19 protein-coding genes are annotated in these 18,837 nt (G+C 63.4%); 4 read left to right on the top strand and 15 right to left on the bottom strand.

Annotation, left to right across the window (positions count from 1 at the left end; genetic code table 11):
• Positions 1-148 precede the first annotated feature (148 nt).
• The 3 genes from G6N55_RS08675 (at position 149) to G6N55_RS08685 (ending at position 3,910) form a co-directional block, all read left to right on the top strand.
• Positions 149-988 (top strand): class I SAM-dependent methyltransferase, encoded by an 840-nt coding sequence (locus tag G6N55_RS08675; RefSeq protein WP_085226174.1) that lies wholly within the window; start codon positions 149-151, stop codon positions 986-988.
• On the top strand, positions 985-2,559 hold the full coding sequence (locus tag G6N55_RS08680; protein ID WP_085226172.1) for a 1,4-alpha-glucan branching protein domain-containing protein: 1,575 nt from the start codon (positions 985-987) through the stop codon (positions 2,557-2,559). Before G6N55_RS08675 ends, G6N55_RS08680 begins: the two co-directional genes overlap by 4 nt.
• Before the next feature lie 106 nt (positions 2,560-2,665).
• Complete coding sequence (locus tag G6N55_RS08685; protein WP_085227067.1) at positions 2,666-3,910, top strand: glycosyltransferase family 4 protein; 1,245 nt, start codon at positions 2,666-2,668, stop codon at positions 3,908-3,910.
• Between the two features lie 57 nt (positions 3,911-3,967).
• On the opposite strand, the gene G6N55_RS30230 is transcribed toward G6N55_RS08685, so the two are convergent.
• The 13 genes from G6N55_RS30230 to G6N55_RS08750 form a co-directional block, all read right to left on the bottom strand.
• The gene (locus G6N55_RS30230; protein ID WP_139827057.1) at positions 3,968-4,078 is read right to left on the bottom strand and encodes a hypothetical protein; all 111 of its coding nucleotides are present in this window, start codon (positions 4,076-4,078) and stop codon (positions 3,968-3,970) included.
• Positions 4,079-4,187: 109 nt separating this feature from the next.
• Complete coding sequence (locus G6N55_RS08695; protein WP_085226170.1) at positions 4,188-5,075, bottom strand: esterase family protein; 888 nt, start codon at positions 5,073-5,075, stop codon at positions 4,188-4,190.
• A 53-nt stretch (positions 5,076-5,128) separates the two neighbouring features.
• Positions 5,129-5,629, bottom strand: a complete 501-nt coding sequence (locus G6N55_RS08700) for a CAP domain-containing protein (protein WP_169718518.1) — start codon at positions 5,627-5,629, stop codon at positions 5,129-5,131.
• A 13-nt stretch (positions 5,630-5,642) separates the two neighbouring features.
• Positions 5,643-6,179: a hypothetical protein gene (locus G6N55_RS08705; protein ID WP_085226168.1), complete on the bottom strand. Its 537-nt coding sequence runs from the start codon at positions 6,177-6,179 to the stop codon at positions 5,643-5,645.
• Between the two features lie 35 nt (positions 6,180-6,214).
• Positions 6,215-6,844 (bottom strand): hypothetical protein, encoded by a 630-nt coding sequence (locus G6N55_RS08710; RefSeq protein WP_085226166.1) that lies wholly within the window; start codon positions 6,842-6,844, stop codon positions 6,215-6,217.
• 335 nt (positions 6,845-7,179) lie between these two features.
• Entirely contained in the window at positions 7,180-8,601 is a 1,422-nt protein-coding gene (locus tag G6N55_RS08715; RefSeq protein ID WP_372517570.1) for an MCE family protein, read from the bottom strand.
• Between the two features lie 11 nt (positions 8,602-8,612).
• Positions 8,613-9,743: an MCE family protein gene (locus G6N55_RS08720; protein ID WP_085226162.1), complete on the bottom strand. Its 1,131-nt coding sequence runs from the start codon at positions 9,741-9,743 to the stop codon at positions 8,613-8,615.
• A complete protein-coding gene (locus tag G6N55_RS08725; RefSeq protein ID WP_232078949.1) occupies positions 9,743-11,047 on the bottom strand; it encodes an MCE family protein in 1,305 nt (434 codons plus the stop codon). The genes G6N55_RS08720 and G6N55_RS08725 overlap by 1 nt, the downstream gene beginning before the upstream one ends.
• A 17-nt stretch (positions 11,048-11,064) precedes the next feature.
• Entirely contained in the window at positions 11,065-12,372 is a 1,308-nt protein-coding gene (locus tag G6N55_RS08730) for an MCE family protein (protein ID WP_085226158.1), read from the bottom strand.
• Positions 12,369-13,397, bottom strand: coding sequence for an MCE family protein (locus tag G6N55_RS08735; RefSeq protein WP_085226156.1), 1,029 nt, complete (start codon positions 13,395-13,397; stop codon positions 12,369-12,371). The genes G6N55_RS08730 and G6N55_RS08735 overlap by 4 nt, the downstream gene beginning before the upstream one ends.
• Positions 13,394-14,830 carry an MCE family protein gene (locus tag G6N55_RS08740; RefSeq protein ID WP_085226154.1) on the bottom strand — a complete coding sequence of 479 codons (1,437 nt, stop codon included), beginning with the start codon at positions 14,828-14,830 and terminating at the stop codon, positions 13,394-13,396. Before G6N55_RS08740 ends, G6N55_RS08735 begins: the two co-directional genes overlap by 4 nt.
• 6 nt (positions 14,831-14,836) lie before the next feature.
• Positions 14,837-15,700, bottom strand: coding sequence for an ABC transporter permease (locus G6N55_RS08745; protein WP_085226152.1), 864 nt, complete (start codon positions 15,698-15,700; stop codon positions 14,837-14,839).
• Positions 15,697-16,467, bottom strand: coding sequence for an MlaE family ABC transporter permease (locus G6N55_RS08750; RefSeq protein WP_085226150.1), 771 nt, complete (start codon positions 16,465-16,467; stop codon positions 15,697-15,699). Before G6N55_RS08750 ends, G6N55_RS08745 begins: the two co-directional genes overlap by 4 nt.
• A gap of 340 nt (positions 16,468-16,807) precedes the next feature.
• On the opposite strand from G6N55_RS08750, the gene G6N55_RS08755 reads away from it, so the two are divergent.
• Entirely contained in the window at positions 16,808-17,365 is a 558-nt protein-coding gene (locus tag G6N55_RS08755; RefSeq protein WP_085226147.1) for a TetR/AcrR family transcriptional regulator, read from the top strand.
• On the opposite strand, the gene G6N55_RS08760 is transcribed toward G6N55_RS08755, so the two are convergent.
• Together G6N55_RS08760 and G6N55_RS08765 are read right to left on the bottom strand one after the other, a co-directional pair.
• Positions 17,356-17,574 (bottom strand): ferredoxin, encoded by a 219-nt coding sequence (locus G6N55_RS08760; RefSeq protein WP_332103814.1) that lies wholly within the window; start codon positions 17,572-17,574, stop codon positions 17,356-17,358. The genes G6N55_RS08755 and G6N55_RS08760 overlap by 10 nt on opposite strands.
• Positions 17,571-18,830, bottom strand: coding sequence for a cytochrome P450 (locus tag G6N55_RS08765; protein WP_085226145.1), 1,260 nt, complete (start codon positions 18,828-18,830; stop codon positions 17,571-17,573). The genes G6N55_RS08760 and G6N55_RS08765 overlap by 4 nt, the downstream gene beginning before the upstream one ends.
• Positions 18,831-18,837: the final 7 nt, after the last annotated feature.

Raw genomic sequence — 18,837 nt, forward strand, 5'->3', positions numbered from 1 at the left:
GTGTTACTACTCGGTAACTTTGTGCAGCCTGCCATCACACCATAGCGGGTCGTACTGCAGGTTCTTGCAGGCCCGCCTCCCCCCGCGAGCGGGGCCTACCCGCGCAACGGTTCGCGAATCCGACACTTCGCGTTAGCCTCCCTATGCAATGAGCGCATTCGTCCCCGACGTTCCCCACGGCACCCCCGACCGCAGTTCACCGGCGGTCTCCCCGGCAAGCCCAGCGGTGTTGACGCTGACGGGCGAGCGCACGATCCCCGACCTCGACATCGAGAACTACTGGTTCCGCCGCCACCAAGTGGTGTACCAGCGGCTGGCAACACATTGTGTGGGCCGTGACGTGCTCGAGGCCGGATGTGGCGAAGGTTACGGTGCCGATTTGATCGCCGAGGTCGCTCGGCGGGTCGTCGCGGTGGATTACGACGAGGCGGCGGTGGCCCACGTCCGCGACCGCTACCCCAGGGTGGAGGTCATCCAGGCCAACCTGGCCGAGCTGCCGCTGCCGGACGCCTCGGTGGACGTCGTGGTGAATTTCCAGGTCATCGAGCACCTGTGGGACCAGACCCAGTTCGTCAAGGAATGCGCCCGGGTGCTGCGGCCTTCGGGGCTGCTGATGATGTCCACGCCCAACCGCATCACCTTCTCCCCGGGCCGCGACACCCCGATCAACCCGTTTCACACCCGGGAGCTGAACGCCGACGAGCTGACCGAGCTGCTGGTCGACGCGGGGTTCGCCGAGGTGGCGGTCAGCGGGCTGTTCCATGGCGCGCGCCTGCGCGAGATGGATTCGCGGCACGGCGGTTCGATCATCGACGCGCAGATCGCATTGGCGGTGGCCGGCGACGAGGGAGCGCCGTGGCCGGCGCAGCTGGCCGCCGACGTCGCCGCGGTCACCGTCGACGACTTCGACCTGGTGGCGGCCGGCGACCGCGACACGCATCCTATTGGGGACAGCCTGGATCTGATCGCGATCGCGGTGCGCCCGTGAGCGATTCCGCGACACCGGTGCCCGGCATGTTCACGCTGGTGCTCCACACCCACCTGCCCTGGCTGGCGCACCATGGCCGCTGGCCGGTCGGCGAGGAATGGCTCTACCAGTCCTGGGCCGCGGCCTATCTGCCGCTGCTGCGGGTGCTGCGCGCCCTGGCCGACGAGGACCGCCACCGCCTGATCACCCTCGGCGTCACCCCGGTGGTCAATGCCCAGCTCGACGACCCGTACTGCCTCGACGGCATGCATCACTGGCTGGCGAACTGGCGGCTGCGGGCGGCCGAGGCCGCCAGCGTGCGGTCGATTCCCAAGTCGAAGTCGGCCGGCTACCAATCCTGCACACCGGAAGCGTTGCGGGAGTTCGGGATTCGCGGATCCGCGGAGGCCGACCAGGCGCTCGACGACTTCGCCACCCTCTGGCAGCACGGCGGCAGCCCGCTGCTGCGCAGCCTGATCGACGCCGGGACCGTGGAATTGCTCGGCGGCCCGCTCGCCCACCCGTTCCAGCCGCTGCTCGCCCCGCGACTGCGCGAATTCGCGCTGCGCGAAGGCCTGGCCGACGCGCAGCTGCGGCTGGCGCACCAGCCCACCGGCATCTGGGCGCCCGAGTGCGCCTACGCCCCGGGCCTAGAAACCGAGTACACGGCCGCCGGGGTCACCCACTTCATGGTCGACGGTCCCTCGCTGCACGGCGAGACCGCGCTCGGCCGGCCCGTCGGCGACACCGACGTGGTGGCGTTCGGGCGCGACCTGCAGGTCAGCTACCGGGTGTGGTCGCCGAAATCCGGCTACCCCGGGCACGCCGCCTACCGCGACTTCCACACCTACGACCACCTGACCGGGCTCAAGCCGGCGCGGGTCACCGGCCGCAACGTATCCTCCGCAGACAAGGCGCCATATGACCCCCAGCGCGCCGACCACGCGGTCGACGTACACGTCGCCGACTTCGTCGACGTCGTGCGCAACCGGCTGCGCAGCGAGTCCGAGCGGATCGGGCGCCCGGCGCACGTGATCGCCGCCTTCGACACCGAATTGTTCGGTCACTGGTGGTATGAGGGCCCGACCTGGTTGGCCCGGGTGCTACGGGCGCTGCCCGCCGCCGGGGTGCGGGTGGGCACGCTCAGCGATGCGCTGTCCGGCGGATTCGTCGGCGAGCCGGTCGCGCTGCCGCCCAGCTCGTGGGGCTCGGGCAAGGACTGGCAGGTGTGGGCCGGCGAGAAGGTGGCCGACCTGGTCCAGCTCAACAACGAGGTCGTCGACACCGCGCTGAGCACCGTCGACAAGGCACTGTCGCAGAACTGCGACGGGCCCACGCCGCGCGATCGCGTGGCCGACCAGATCCTGCGCGAGACCCTGCTGACGGTGTCCAGCGACTGGCCGTTCATGGTCAGTAAGGACTCCGCGGCCGATTACGCCCGCTACCGCGCACATCTGCACGCGCACGCGACCCGTGAGATCGCCGGGGCGCTGGCCTCGGGCCGGCGCGACACCGCGCAGCGGCTGGCCGACGGGTGGAGCCGCGCCGACGGTCTGTTCGGCGCCCTGGATGCCCGAAGGCTGCCCCGATGAAGATCCGGCACCGAGACTGCGGTGGTGGCGCCGAGACTGCGGCCACGGTGTGCTTCGGCGGCAAATCCACGCCCTCGGCGCAGTCTCGGCGACACGGGGGGTGGACGTGAAAATCCTGATGGTGTCGTGGGAGTACCCGCCGGTCGTGATCGGTGGGCTGGGCCGTCACGTGCATCATCTGTCGACCGCGCTGGCCGCCGCCGGGCACGACGTAGTGGTGTTGTCACGCCGCCCGACGGGCACCGACCCCAGCACCCACCCCTCGTCCGACGAGATCCGCGAGGGCGTGCGGGTAATCGCGGCCGCCCAGGATCCGCACGAATTCACTTTCGGCACAGACATGATGGCCTGGACGCTGGCGATGGGTCACGCCATGATCCGCGCCGGGCTCACTCTGAAGAAACCGGGCTCTTCCCGGCCGTGGCGTCCCGACGTGGTGCACGCCCACGATTGGCTGGTCGCCCACCCCGCGATTGCTCTTGCCCAATTCTATGACGTGCCAATGGTTTCCACGATCCACGCGACCGAGGCCGGTCGGCATTCGGGCTGGGTTTCCGGAGCGATCAGCCGCCAGGTGCACGCGGTCGAATCGTGGCTGGTGCGTGAATCCGATTCGCTGATCACCTGTTCGGCGTCGATGAGCGACGAGATCACCGAGCTCTTCGGTCCCGGCCTGGCCGAAACCACGGTGATCCGCAACGGAATCGACGCGGCGCGTTGGCCGTTCGCGCAGCGGCGTCCCCGCACCGGGCCCGCCGAGCTGCTCTACGTCGGTCGCCTGGAGTACGAAAAGGGTGTGCAAGATCTGATCGCCGCGCTGCCACGGATCCGGCGCACCAACCCGGGTACCACGCTGACGATCGCCGGCGACGGTACCCAGCAGGACTGGCTCGTTGAGCAGGCCCGTAAACACCGGGTACTCAAGGCAACTCGCTTCGTCGGACACCTGCATCACGACGAACTGCTGGCGGCACTGCATCGGGCCGGCGCGGCGGTGTTCCCCAGCCACTACGAGCCGTTCGGGCTCGTCGCGCTGGAGGCCGCCGCGGCCGGGGCCCCACTGGTGACGTCCAACATCGGCGGCCTGGGCGAAGCGGTGATCAACGGACAGACCGGGGTGTCGTGCCCGCCGCGCGACGTGGCGGCGCTGGCCGCGGCGGTGCGCACCGTGCTCGACGATCCCGAGGCCGCGCAGCGGCGCGCCCGCGCCGCCCGCGAACGGCTCACCTCTGACTTCGATTGGCAGACGGTGGCAGGCCAGACCGCTCAGGTGTATGTGGCGGCCAAGCGCGGCGAGCGTCAGCAACTGCCCCGGTTGCCGATCACCGAGCACGCGCTGCCCGACCGCTGAGCCTACGGTCGCACATGGTGCGCGTCGAATGTGTTGAGGAAAGTGTGGATCGCGTTATCAGCTGGGAGGGTAGGCGGGTGGCGGGTACGCCCCGCGCAGGGCCCAAGGGAGCCAGTTGAAGACGTACTCGAGCTCGTCGCTTATGTCGTAGTCCGGACTGGGATCCATGTAACGAACCTTTCCTCGACTGATGATGGGTGTGATCTTTGCGAAATTGCTGGTGTCCGAACGATTTAGATGAATGGACGGCGTACGCGACAGAGGGGCGTCCGTGTTGTCACTTGATGGTGCGGGCCAAGTCGCCGGCCATTGCGGCCAGTTGGGGACCCCACGTCGTCCACCCGTGATCCCCGCCGGTCGGAATGTCAAAATGTCCGTTCGTCCCGCCGACTTGGCGGAATTGTTGATAGAACGACCGATTGGTGCCCTGGGCCTGATCCGCGTATCCAATCATCGCGGCCGGGTCGCTGGCAGTCAGCGTGCCCGGACTGAACACCCACAGCCTGGTGTTGTTGTTGACGAGGATAGGAAGGTGTACGTATGGGTCGTGCCATTTCCAGCGGCCCAGCTGGGGCGGACCCCACATATTGGCGGTGTCAACCCCGCCGTATTGCATCATGCCGGCGCTAATGGCTCCGTTAACAGCAGTGCTTGACGGGTATAGGAACCCGGACATCGAACCGGCATATCGAAACCGATCGGGGTGAAAAGCTGCGAGTGTCATTGCCGCAGTGCCACCTTGAGAGGCCCCGACGATAGCATGTCCGCCGGCGGCCAGACCCTTGTTGGCCGACAGCCAGTTGGGTAGCTCGTCGGTGAGAAACGTCTCCCACTGACGGCCGCCGTCGCGTTCCCAGTTGGTGTAGAAGCTGTAGGCGCCCCCGGCCGGTGCGACAACCGAAATGCCTTTGTTACCAAGTGTCGTCATCGCATTGCCTGCGGTCACCCAGTTGCTGACGGCGTCACCGGCGTCGAACGAGTCGAGAAGGTAGACGGCGTGCGGTCCTTGCCCAAGAAATGCGACCGGGATATCGCGTCCCATCGACGGGGAGGGCACCATCAGATATTCAACGCCTGTGTCTGCTCGCGCGCGCGCCTGGATAAGTAAGCAAAGTCCGAGTACGGCGACTAAGAGGATGCGCAGCACTCGGGTCCCTGTCTTCATGTGTGGCACTTCCCCTCTCGCGACTATGCCGGTCTACCTAACCCGACCGAACATCAATTCGGCGCTGGCTGGCCGTAGACGGCCACCGCGACGCTTCGGTCAAGACTGTTCTCCGACCACACCCCGATCTGCGTGTTGGCGCAGTCGGCCATGACCCCATAGGACACTGGGTCGTAGTACCACTGGGTGATGATGTCGAGGTTGTTGATCGCCATTGCCCGTGTGATCGCGACGGTTTCGCTCACCTTGCCGCGGTAGCCCGCCGCCGTCGCACGATCCTGTGGACTCGAACCATCGGAGCCGGTATTCCCATCGAGTACGCGGTTATTCAGCACATCACCGGCGTGCCATTGGGCAGCGAGCTGCAACTGCGGACTGATGGTGATCTTTGAATTGCAGCCGGCTTGCTGTTGAACCGTGTGGACATTGACGACGACACTGTTGTTGAGCCGCTTGTTGTCGGCGGCGGCGACCGCACAACTCCCCTGCACGGCGACCAATCCGATCATGATGGCCACCAAGGCAACGGTGGCAGCCCGAAAGCTCTTCGTCATCGAATTCAATCCCCTATACCGGCAGGAAGTCCGAGATCAGCCAACGGTCGCCGACTCTGTCGAGTGTGACCTTCACGCTGGATGCAGTGTTCGTGGGAGGGTCCGCGCCTATCGTCGTGGTCTGGTCTACGAAAACCAGTACCACCGCGTGGTTTTGGCTCACCGAAACCGAGGCCGCGGCGGGGACCGTGGCGACCGCAGAGATGGCCTTCTGCCTGGCGCCCGGAACCACCACATCGTGGATCAGCGCGCTGTAGGAATCACGGAATTGTCCGGTGAGCCGGTCGCGTGCCGCACTGAGGTCCTTCTCGACGGTGTCTGGCTTGTAGGAGAGCATCGCGATGGTGCTGTCGGTCGCTGCTTGGATCGACTGTGCCCGCGCGACATCGCTCGAGTCGGCGATGCCGCTCTGCCACTTGAGCCAACCGGCGGCCAGCCCAAGCGCCACGGTCAGCGTCGGCAGTGCACCGTAGACCAGTAGGCGCCGCCAGCTGCCGCCAAAACGCCGTGTCGCAGTATTGCCGTTGATCTCGTCGGCTGCATCAGGCATTGGGTCGCCTCCCCTGCGCCGGTTGCGGAGTTTTCTCACGGTACGAAATCGACATTCGACGCCTTGAAGCCAGTTGATGTCTCCTGCACTTCGATACGCATGCGCCACAACCGGGGTTCCTGTTGTGGTGCAGCGGCATTCGAGGTCTTCACTGATACCGCCACCAATACCTTCGCCTTGTCTTTATCGACGGACTCGAGGCCGGCGCCAACTACGGTGCCGACGGTGTCTGTTTGCGCATGCTTGACAAGCTCGATAAATTGCTGCGATCGATTGCGAAAGTCGTCGACGAAGGGCGCGGTCGAGCTGTCCACGATGCGAGCCACGTCTCGTTCGGCCGTGGTATGTCCGATGGTGGTGAGATTGAGCGCGGCCTGCCGAGCGGCCTCCAAGAAGTGGGCGACTTTCTGCTCGGCGCGATGTGCCTGATAAAGATTCCAGACAAACAATCCGCAGACGGCGCCCAGGGCGACGGCCGTGATCACGCAGACAAGGCAGGCCCACCGCCGTGCGTACTTCCGTGTCGAAGGCGCAGGGCACGGTTCGTCGCTTTCACCGGCGTTGCAATCACTCGCGTTGTCGTCGGCGGCAGGCGGGCATGGCGCGGCTTCGGCCTCTTTAGCAAGTGCGCCGTACTCCTCGTCGATCTGGGTGCTGAGCGTCATGTCAGACACTCCTGCGCGTTTTGCGGGCACCGCGGGGCTGGGAAGATGGTGGGTGGCGGCTCGGTAAGCCGATGGGACCTTGATGCCGTGAGAGCTCGAATGTCAGATTGGCGATGGGGGTCTGCTGCGGGACCTCGGTTTGTCCGATGTGGGCGATTGTGCGCCGCGGGAGAACGTGTTTCACCTTGCCAGCCCGATGTCGCGTTCATCTTCGTGTCAGTTCCTTTGGTGCAGGCATGGTCCCGAACCTGTGGTCCGGAATCGGTTCCGTTCCCACGTCGTCGACGAGTCGATGTGCCGCGGGCGTGTGTCGGGGTTGCGGATGGTGAGCACAGTTACGAACCCGTGGGGATAAGGAGGGACTGCCACGTCTTGTTCTCGCGGCCTCCGCGGGCCAGATCGGATTGGGTGTGCTGCTTTCCGTCGGGCCCAATATATGAGCCGGTGATCGGGTCGTATTGCGTAACCGCGATCGGCTCCGGTGAAGGTGGCGCTGGCAGTTGCGGAATCCCCTGCCCGGACAGGGTCGCGTTCGGGTCGCCCTTCCAGTTGAAGCCGTCATTGAGTGGGACATAGTTCTCATCGCTTTCGCACATTGCGGCAGTGGGGGCGCGTTTACCTGGTTTGGTCTCACAAGGGATGTTCCTGACACCCCTTACATTCAGCGGCGAGTCTTGCGGGACGCGGCAGTAGAGGTTGCCCGGTGCCCGGTCCGGCCAGTCGACCGCGGCAGCCGTGCGCAGCTGCTGGGGCGGAAGGTATCCCGTCAGGCACGGCGGAGGTACGTTCAGGTTGAGTGTGAGGTTCAGGTTCAGCCCGGAAAACGGGCTGTTGGTGTCCGATTCGGATAATGCTGAGGCTTGCAATACCTCCACGCTCATCGGAAGCAGGACCAGCAGTTGTTCGACGTCGGCCTGATAAGTGACCAATACCGGAGCAGTTGTCGCGAGGTTGGCGAGCATCACCGGCAGCGTCAGCTGCATCCGCTCCACGAGTTTGCGGGTCTCATCAAGCGCGGCGGGGCCATTTTTGATGATGCCGGTGAGGTCGTGGTCGCGGGTTTGAAGTTGGTTGGAGATGGTGGCCAGATGCGCCGCCCAGGCCCGAATCGCAGGTGCGGTGTCCGTCTGGGTGTCCAATATCGCTGCCGAATTGTCTGTCAGATTTGTCAACTCGTCGAGGTGGCGTCGAGAGTCGATTGCCAGCGCGGTAGATCCCTTGACAATTCGGGCGATCTCGGGCCCCAGTCCACCGAAAGCCGTGTACGACTCATCGATCACCGTTTTGAGATTGTCTCTCGGGATCGCTTGCAGACCGCGGTTGGTTGCGTCAAGCAGCGAGTTGATATCTGGAGGTACCGACCCCTGGGCGATGACATCGCCGTTCCTCAATGGCCGAGATGTGTTGTTGCGGGGCAACAAATCCACGTACTGTTCGCCGAGGGCGGTCTGGCTATGAACTTCGGCAACGAGATCCGATGGGATGGGAATGCTGGATTTCAGTGAGAGCACGGCCTGGACGCCGTTGCCGGTGAGGCGGATGCTTTTGACCTCTCCGACTTCGGTGCCGCGATAAGTGACGTTCGCTCGCGAATAAAGCCCTCCCGAGTCGGGCAGATCCAGAGCGACTTGATATCTGCCGGCGCCGAATTGCAGTTCTGGTAAGCGGATATACCCCAAGGTCATGATCAGTGTCGCTACGAGCGTGATTGCCGCCAACGCCACCAGACGGATCCGGGTATTCGTCGTGAGGTGCAGCGCGCGCATTTTCACCGTCCCTGATCGCGCCGATAGGGAGCCACGAGCGGATTACCGGCGGTGTAAGGGCTTGGGATTTGGCCGATAGTGCGGCCCCATTGCATCTCCAGCTCGGTGAGGTTGCCCTCCCAGCGGGTACCGGTAAAGAAGGTGTTGTCAATCCGGCTTAGTGTGAGATCGATGACCAACGTGCTGTTCGCGTAGTCACCGCGCATCCACTTGGGAAGCCCTTCTTTATGCCAGGGGTAGGTCGACAGCACGCTGAGCGAACGGGTCAACGCTTGACCAGAATCGGCTAGTGATTGCACGACTGGGCCAAGCTGCTTGAGTTCGTTGACGATGCTGTCTTTGGTACGGATCACCACGTCTGCCGAGAGCGCGCTGAACTTGCCCAAGGAGTCGAGTGCATCGGCGAGGTGCTGTCGCTGTTCGCTGAGAACAGCAAGCGCATCGGGGATTACTTTGATCGCTTTGTCGAGAACGGGTTTCTGGTCGGCGATCTGAATCACCAACGCGTTCAAGCTATCGGTGGCGGCGATGATGTCGCCGATCTGGTCATTCAGGTTGCCGGTGAACGTGCTCAATTGCTCGATGAGGCTTCGCAAGTCGTTCTCACGGCCCGCGAAGGCGGTGCTGAGTGATCGCGTAATTTCTTGAATCTGGCCAATTCCGCCGCCATTGAACAGCAGCGAGACTGCCGCAAGGGTTTTTTCGATTGTTGGGTAAGCGCGCCCGGACGACAACGGAATCAGTGAGCCGTTGCGCAACACGCCCTGCGGGGCGGTGCTGGTGGGCGCCGCCAGCTCGATGTGCCGGGTGCCAAACACGCTGGTCTGTCCGACTGTAGCGGTGGCATTGGCTGGCAGATGGATATCACCGTTGATCGTCATCGTCACCAGCGCGTGCCAGCCCTGGCGCTGTATGTCGGTCACGGTACCAACGTTGACGTCGCCGACTCGGACACGCGAATTGCGCTCGACATTGGAAACGTCGGGCAGCTGGGCTTGAATGGTGTATGCACCGGCACCGCGACCTTGCGTGCCGGGCAAAGGGATAGAGTTCGCACCCTGCCACCCGCAGGAAGCCGACCCCATCGTCGCTGCCAGCCCCAGGGCCACGGCAACAATTCCGCGCCGCGCCATCATGATCCGGCTCCGCTGGGAAGCAGCATGTCCTGCAGCCCATTGGCCGGACCGGAGTGCTGTGCCGGGCCTGCGGGTTCAGGGGCAGGTGGTGCCTGTGCCGACGCCGGCTGCGCCTGCGCGGGCGACGGTGCTGAGGGCGGTGGCTGAGGCGCAACATAGTCCGGCCGCAGCCAATCCTCGCTGTAGGTAAGCTCGTTGGGCCGCGCCATCGCTCCGTTGAAGAGGTTCTCTCCCAACGGCGGGAAGTTGTACTGCCGGTTCTTGATGATCGGCGCCAGATATTGGACGCATAACTTCGATGCCTTCTCGGCGCCGAGGCGTGCGGTGGCCTCGATGGCGCCGCAAATGAAGGCGATCGGATTCTCGAAGCCGTTCAACTCCATCGCGCCATATAGTGCTGCTTTTGCGGGGTGATAGATATTGATGAAGTTCTGCAACGTGGTCGGGGCCATGTGCAGCGTCTCTTTAAGATCTCCGAGGCTTTGGACCAGAGCGGTGCTGATTGAGGCCACCTTGTCCGAGGTCGTTCCCAGGGTCTCCCGGTTGGCGGCCACGAAGGATTGGACGTCGCCGACCACGGAGTTGACGTCGCGCACCGCGTCGCCCACCTCGGTGGGATCGTTGGACAACAGTTGGGTGGCGGTGGCGAGATGCTCATTGAGCGAGCGGATGGCCGTCGTGCTGCCCTGCAGTGCCGTCACGAGGATGGACAGATTCTTGACCGTGCTGAAGATATCGTTGCTGTGATCACCGAGCGCCGAAAACGCCTGCGACATAGCGATGATGGACTTCCTGATTGCCTCGCCTTGGCCGCGCAGGTTGTCGGCAGCCGTGTTGATCAGGGCGCCTGCCGTGCTTACACCACCGGGTTGGGTCGGCTCAAGTGCAGCGGTGAGCTTTTGGAGTTGTCGACGCAGGTCGTCGAACTCCACGGGTACCGCGGTGCGTTCCTGGGGGATCACGGTGTTATCTGCCATAACTGGTCCACCCGTGTAGGCGGGTGTGAGCTGCACGGCCCGCACGGGCACCAGCGACGGCGAAAGTATCACCGCGTCCGCGTTGGCCGGCACTTGGTATTTGTCGTCGTACCAGAAGCTGATCTTGACCCGATCACCCTGCGGCTCAATCCGTTCGATCTTGCCGACCGGCACACCGAGAATCTCGACATCATCGCCGACGAAGACCCCGTTGCTGTTAGCGAAGAACGCCACGACCTTCTTGCGGTTAATGTTCTCGGTGAAGTGCACGGCGATGACTGACCCGGCCACCAGCAGCGCCGAAAGCGTCACGGCCACGATCATTCTCGGGCGTTTGATCTTCATCGGCCGTTCCCGTCTGTCGTTGGCGTATCGATCGGCGGGAAGACTACTGGTGTCGAACTCGGCACCGGCGTCGACGCTATTCCCGGCGGCCCAATCCCCGGCGGACCCGGGGGCGGCCCGCCGGGCGGCGGTGCCGGCAGTGGTGGCCGGTAGGGGTAGCGAGGATCGCCGAGATTGCCCGTAATCGAGTCGGGCAGCGTCGTATTCGGTGGTCCGCCCTGTCCCGTCCGAGGGTAGGGCACCGGAAGCGGCGGGGTTCCCGGCTGGCCCACCTGCGGGTCGGCGCGCTGCGAAGGCAGCAAGACATTGGGGTCAAGACCCAGATCGGAAAACGCGGCGTCGATGAACGGCAACATGAACTGTCCCGGCGGCAGGTTCGAAAGATAGGCCTTGAAGAAGGGTGCGGCAGAGACACTTTCGCCAAGCGACATGAGATAACTGTTGAGCATCTTGATGGTTTTCTGCACCACTTCTTTACGGTTGTCGACGATGGTCAAGACGCCGTTCAGCTTCTCCAATGCGGGCTTGAAGGTGTCACGATTGTCGGAGATGAATCCCTTCACTTCTGCCGCGAGGGCCGACACGTTGTGTGAGATCTGATCCAGCGAAGAGCTCTGCGCAAGCAGTTGCCTCAGTAATCCGTTGAGGTTGGTGATAATCCCGACCACTTGGTCACTGCGCTGCGCCAGAACAGCCGTCGCCTTGTTCGCGCTTTCGAGCAGTTTGCGCAGCTGCGCGTCACGCGCGTCCAGGGTGTCGGAGAACCGCGTGACACCTTGGAGCGCAACCTTTAGCGCAGGCGGTGTGTCTTTGAAAGTCTTGGACAACGTCGCCAGCGACGTGGACAGCTGGTCGGTGTTCAGCCCGCTGATTGTCGTCGCGAGCTCACCAAGTGCGTCCGGCAGTTGGTACGCCGAGTGCGTTCGGTTGAGGGGGATCGGACCGTTCTGTCGACCGTTCCCCCGCGGAGTGACCTCTAGGATCTTCGCCCCGAGTAGGGTTTTGGTCTTGACCGCCGCCTCGGTGCAATCACCGAGACGAACACTGTTGTCGATGTTAAACGTGACGAGGACTCGTGGCCCGTCGAGGCCGATGCTTTCGACCTTGCCCACCTTGAGGCCGGAAACCTGCACGGCGGCACCGGGAATCAGCCCTCCTGCCTCTGCGAAGTAGGCCGAGTATTGCTTGGTTTGGTCGATGATCGGCAGCTTGTCGTAGTTCAGCGCGATCGCGGTGATGGCAGCGGTCAACCCGACGCCGATTGCGCCGATGGTGACCGGATCGCGCTCCGCGAACAACCTCACTTTGGTGTGCACCGTCCGCTGGACTGGCCGGTCAGCTTGACGTACACCGGTTGGCCTCCTTTGCCATTGACCTTAAGCAGCAATTGGCAGGTGTAGAAGCTGAAGAAGTCGCCGTATATGCCCTGGCGACTGAGGATCTGGTAGGCGTCGGGCAGCGTGGCGATGAGGTTATCGACGTAGTCATGGTCGGCGAGCACAATCGCTGCGGTGCGATCGGTTTCGTGCACAACTTTTTGCAACGATGGGCGCGACTGCGATAGCAGGTCAGCGATCGAGCCAGCGGCGGCATTCGAGTAAGCGACAGACTTGGCGATGTCGTCCTTGCGCCCAGAGAGTGTGGCCACCAGTTGGGCGAGCGAGTCGACCGCCTTGGCGAACTGTGTGTTTTGGTCACCGAGCGACCCGAGCACCGTGTTCAGGTTGACGATGACCTGGTCGATCAGTTGGTTTCGGTCAGCCAGTGTGTTGGTAAGCGCCGCGGTCTGCTGGAAGAAGCCGCCGATGGTATCGCCCTGTCCTTCGAATGCTGAAATCAATTGGCCTGAAAGTGCATTGATTTGGTCGGGATCCAGCGCGCGAAACAGCGGCCGGAATCCCCCGATCAGCGCGTCCAGGTCAAGCCCCGGCGAGGTGTTCGACTCCGGAATCGTCTCGCCGGGCCTAAGAGTGGTGGTCGCGCCCGCACCTTCCTCGAGCGCCAGGTATCGACCTCCCACCAGGTCGGCATAGTGGATGACCGCTCGGGTGCCCCGATTCAGTACCACCGACTTGTTGGTGCTGAACTGCACTTTGACCGTGGCATCCGGTTGCAGCGCGATGCGTTCGACCTTGCCAACCTCGACTCCGGCGATGCGGACGAACTGCCCTTGCTCGAGTCCTGACGCGTTGGAGAAGATCGCGTTGTACGCGTCGTCATCCTGCAGTCGCAGCTGCCCGAAGATCGCGAACATCGCCAGTGTGAAGAACAGGCACACGATGACGAAGATGCCCAGGCGCCAAAGGATGCCGGTCAGTTTGCCTCTCATGACTGCTGCACGCTCGTTGGTGGCCCGGACGACGGTTGTGCCGGTGTCGATTTCGGTGAGACAGGCCCGGCCCTGGGTGGTTCAGGTGCGGGATCGGAGGGAACGCCCGGGGGTAGACCCGGGTACAGCGGCGTGCCGTCCGGCGCGTACCACGGTGCGCCGTAAGGCGGTCCGCCCGGGTAGGCGGGGGGCGGGCCCGGCGCCGGGCCGGCCGGGGCGCCGTAGCGGATGCTGGGCGGTTCCGGGGTCCCACGGGTGACCGGGAAGAAATTCATCCAGCCCGGGAAGCCGATGCCCAGGTTTGGTACCCAGTCCATCCCGGTACCCCATCCGGTGTTGGTGACAAGCTGGCGGACGGGGAAGTTCTTCGACACGTCCGGCAGCGACCCACAACCCGGTTTGCCGCCGGAACCGCCTTTGGCGGCAACGATCGGCAGGTTGTCCGGATAGCGGTACGGGTCGTCTCCCCAGTCGAGGCCCATCGAGAGGATGCCCGAAAACCCGTTGCCGCCGGCGATACGGTCCCAATGATACTTGTCGATCAAGAGTTGGCTACCCACGATCGAGCAAGTCAATGACGGGTTGTACTTCAGCAACAGCGCTGTGGTCGGTTCGAGGTCGTTAACGGCGTGGATGAGGTTGTCTTTATTGGCGCCAAGCAGTTCGATACCGCTGTGCGTGACGCCGATGACGTTGAGCAGCAACGAATCGAGCTCTTGACGGTTGCTGGTGATGGTGGAGCTCGTGGTGCTCACCGCGTTCAGCGTTTTCATGATGTTCTGTGCCGCATCGCCGTAGGTTGCGCTGAAGCCCTTCAACGAGCGCCAATCGCGCCGGATCTCCTCAGCGCGTGGATTCAATTGAAGTAGAACATGATTCGCATCGGTGATGGCGTCGCCAATTGCTGGACCTTGCCCGCCGACGCCCTGTGCGAACGCGGCAAGCACGCTGTTGAGCTTGTCGGGATCAACCTGGTCCAGCACACTGACGAGATTCTCGAAGACGGTGTTGACCTCGGTCGTCACGTTCTGAGAGCCGATCACGGTTCCGGCGGCGAGGTGCTTTGCACTCGGTTTGTCGGGATAGATCAGATCGACATACTTGGGGCCGAAGATTGTGCTGGCACGAATTCGCGCAGTGACGTTGGCTGGAATCTGCTGAAGTTGATCAGGATCGATCGACAGGTCGAGGCGCACCGAATCAGGCTTGCTACGAATGTCTTTCACGCGTCCGACTTGTACACCGCGCATCTTGACCTTGGCACCGGGTTCCATCACGAGCCCCGCACGCTCGGATGTGAGCACCACCGGAACCGAGTCGGTGAACGTCTGCCTGAACTGTCCGACAGTCACCCCGACAAAGGTCACCACCAGCGCAACGAACGCCAGCGCCCACCAACCGGGATGGAGCTTGCCGTGCGATCGCGATTTCATCATCGACTATCCCGAGAAGTTGAAATGTCCGTTGGGGCCGTAGATTGCCAGTGAGACCAACAGCGTGACGATCACGAGGGTGACGAGAGAGGTACGCACGGCGCGCCCGACGGCGTCGCCTACTCCGGCAGGGCCTCCGGTAGCCGTGAAGCCATAGTAGGTGTGCACCAACATGACGACGGCCCCGACGACGAGCGCCTGCAGGAACGACCACAGCAGATCGGTGGGGTTGAGGAAGGTGTAGAAGTAGTGGTCGTACACGCCCGACGCTTGGCCGTAAACCGTGGTCGTACCGAACCGAGTAGTGATGTAGGCCAACAACACCCCGACGGTGTAGAGCGGTATTACGACGATTATTCCGGCGACCAGTCGCGTTGAGCACAAATAGGCGACGCCGCGGATCGCCATTGCCTCAAGGGCATCGATTTCTTCGTTGATGCGCATGGCGCCCAGCTGGGCGGTTGCCCCGGCGCCGATCGTGGCGGCCAGACCGATGCCGGCGATGAGTGGCCCGAGGAAGCGGGTGTTGAGGATGGCGCTGGTAAATCCGGCCAGGGCGTCGACGCCGACCTGCTGCAATTGGGGGTACAGCTGGATAGCAATGGTCGATCCGGCGGCCGAGGTCAGGAAGCCGATGATGCAGACGGCGCCGCCGATGAGCGCCAAAGCGCCTACGCCGAGGCTCATTTCGGCGATCAGCCGCAGTAATTCACTGGGATAGCGCGTCACTGCCTGTGCGCTACCCGCGATCGTCTCGGCACAGAACTGGATCTGCCGACCCAATTGGTTCCATCCATGCGCGGTCGTGCCCACCGCTCGCCGCAGGCCGGGGTGAAACGTGCTCGGGGTGGATGTCGCGGCCACGGTCATAGCGTCGCCTTCACTCCGACGGCGGTGACGACCACGTTGATGGCAAATAGTGCGAGAAATGTGTAGACGACGGTCTCGTTGACTGCGTTGCCGACGCCGGCGGGTCCGCCGGCCGCCGACATGCCCTTGTAACAAGCGATCAGGCTTCCGGCGAGCCCGAAGACGGCCGCCTTCGACAGGCAAATGAGTACCTCGGGGACACCGACGAGTAGCGGTAGGCCGGCGGCGAAGGCACCAGGAGTGATGTGTTGGACGAAGACTGAGAAGAAATAAGCGGCGATGATCCCGACCATGGTGACCACCGACGCCAGCAGAGTGGAGACGATCGTCAGCGCCGCCACGCGCGGAACGACCAATGCCTGCACGGGGTTGATGCCAAGGACGCGCAGCGCGTCGAGTTCCTCGCGGATCGCGCGGGCCCCAAGGTCCGCGCAGATCGCGGTGGCGGCCGCGCCCGAGATCACCAACACGGTGACGATCGGACCGCTCTGGGTAACAGCGGCTAGCGCGACGCCCGACCCGGACAGGTCGGCCGCCCCGAATTCGACAAGCAGGATGTTCAGAACGTAGGCCGCCAGTACCACCAGCGGGATCGCCATCAAGACGGTAGGCAGGAAGGAAACCCTCGCCGCAAACCACATCTGCTGCAGGAACTCCCGCCACGGCCATGGCGGCCGAAACATCAGAACGAGTGTGTCCAGGCACATCGCAAAAAAGCCCCCGACGGGGCGCACGACGGCCGCCGCCATTCTGCTCGTCGCCGTCATCGAACGGCCGGTTCGACGAGGGGGCCCCGGTTGCAAGTGACGTCGCGGGTGACGGGCGGCCGCAACCCGGACGCCATGGGATTAATCGCCACGCTGAATAATTCGCCGATTTGAGGTAGGGGTCTGCTGATACGCGCCACCGGGCTCACCGAACTGTACCGACGGGGCAACAGCGGCCGACGACGAACACAGCACACCCCTCGTCCGGCGCCGCGGTGCGTGTCGATCCCGTCATTACGCCACTCCCATTCAACAATGTGTTGTTTAACATACAATGTAACATCCAACATGTAAAGCGTCTTATGGCATAATCGCGACGAGGAAGGACGGTGCTTCAGGAGTGGGTGCAACACGACGCGCGCAAACCAGCAACGAAAGTCGGCAACTCCTGATCGCTGCTGCCGCAGAGCTTTTCGCCGAACAGGGCTTCCGGAAAACCACGGTCGCCGACGTCGCGGATCGGGCCGGCATCAGCCGCGGTTCCATCCCGTGGCATTTCGGCAACAAAGACGGACTGCTGGAAGCCGTGATCGAGGACTTCTCGACCAACTGGCGGGACGCGGACCCACCCGACGACGGGCCGGCGGCGGGCTTCGATCAGCTCCTGCACTTCGTGCGACAGCCCGAAACTCGGCTGCTCATCACCCTGCTCGCCGAGGCCGTGGAGCCCAATTCCCCGGTACGCGGCTTCTACGTCGAACTGCATCGCATGATGCGTAAGTGGGTGTCCGACTGGACCATGGGGGCTCCGATACCCGCCGGCGTCAGCTCCGAGGAATTCGGCGTCGCCCTCACGGGCGCGATTATCGGCGCCCACCAGCAATGGCGGGTGTCCCCCGACGACATCGACATCGACTGTGTGTTCGGCACTCTCAAGGTGATCTTCCTTCAGAGCTGATTTCCGTCGGCGTCGAAGACGTCGATGGCCGCCACCGGACACATGCCCGCGGCCTTTAATACCTGGACGGTCTGCCCGCGGGGTTCGGCGTCCAGCAAAGTGACCCAACCACTTTCATCGGCACTAAACACTTTGGGAGCGTGGCGTATACAGTAGCCGCTTGCCATGCAGGTTTCCGACCTCACCTCAACGTGCACGACGTCGCTCACAACGTCACCGGCCGCGATTCCCAGCCTCGCGCAACCACGTTCACGGTGCGCCGTACCGGCGGCCGACTGCCCTCGCGAATGTCGGGGAATGCCGCCAGCAGCTTACCGAGGATGACCGTTCCCTCCAGCCGGGCCAAGGGAGCGCCAACACAGTAATGAATGCCGTGGAAGAACGCGAGATGCTTGTTGTCGGTACGCCGAATGTCGAAGACCGACGCATCCGGAAATGCCCGTGGATCCCGGTTCGCGGCCGGAATACAGGGCATCACAAGAGTTCCCGGTGCCAGCGGGTGCTCGCCCACAACCGTCTCGGTGGTTACCTTGCGGACAGTCAGGTGCAGGGGCGGGTCAAATCGCAGCATCTCTTCGACCGCGGCCGGCATCAGCGCGGGATCACCGACCAAGGCGTCTTTGGCGTCGGGGTGCGCCATCAGCAATGTGATGCCGTTGCCTACCAAGTTGGTGGTGGTCTCGTTGCCCGCGACCAACAACAGCGCCACCTGGGAAACCATGTCGTGCTGGGTGAGCACGTCTCCGTCGAACGTTTTCGTCGCGAGCATCTGGGAGATCAGATCGTCACCCGGCGCGGCACGACGCTGCTCGATCAACTCGCTTAGGTAGTCGAACAGGACCAGGCTGGTTCGGATCGCTTGATCACGACGGTCACCCGTCACCATCAGATCGAATGTCGAGGCATAGGCGAAGGACCATTCGCGGAAGTGTTGCCACATGTCTTTCGGCACGCCCAAGATGCGGGCGATCACCGCGACCGGAACCTCGGCCGCCAAATTCATCAGATCGATTTCCTGTCCCCGCTCGTAGCGGGCCAGCGCCTCATCGGTGATCTCCGCGACGACTCGCCGCCAGCCGCTGACCGCATCCGGGGTGAATGCATGCCGAAAGGTAGACCGCACCTGGGTGTGGCGCGGTGGATCAGACGCCATGAAAAGTCGACTGGCGATGTCGACGAACCGGCGGTGCTCGGGATCGGAGGGATCGTGGATTCCCGGGCCGGTGAGATAGAAAATGTCACTGGAGAAGGTCTTGGGGCCCGCGCCAATCCTTCGGACGTCGTCGAAACGGGTCACCAGCACGGCCTGCAAAATCTCCGCCGCATGAACACCGTCACCCATTTCCCGCAGTGCGTCATAGTACGGAAACGGATCCTGCTTCGCTCCGCCGAACAACTCGCCGAGTAACCGAGCGGATTCACCGGCGCTCGCCGTTGCCTGCTTTTCCGCGTTCGACATCGTCATGTTCCCT

The sequence above is a fragment of the Mycobacterium florentinum genome (assembly GCF_010730355.1).
In the GTDB taxonomy this organism is placed as follows: domain Bacteria; phylum Actinomycetota; class Actinomycetes; order Mycobacteriales; family Mycobacteriaceae; genus Mycobacterium; species Mycobacterium florentinum.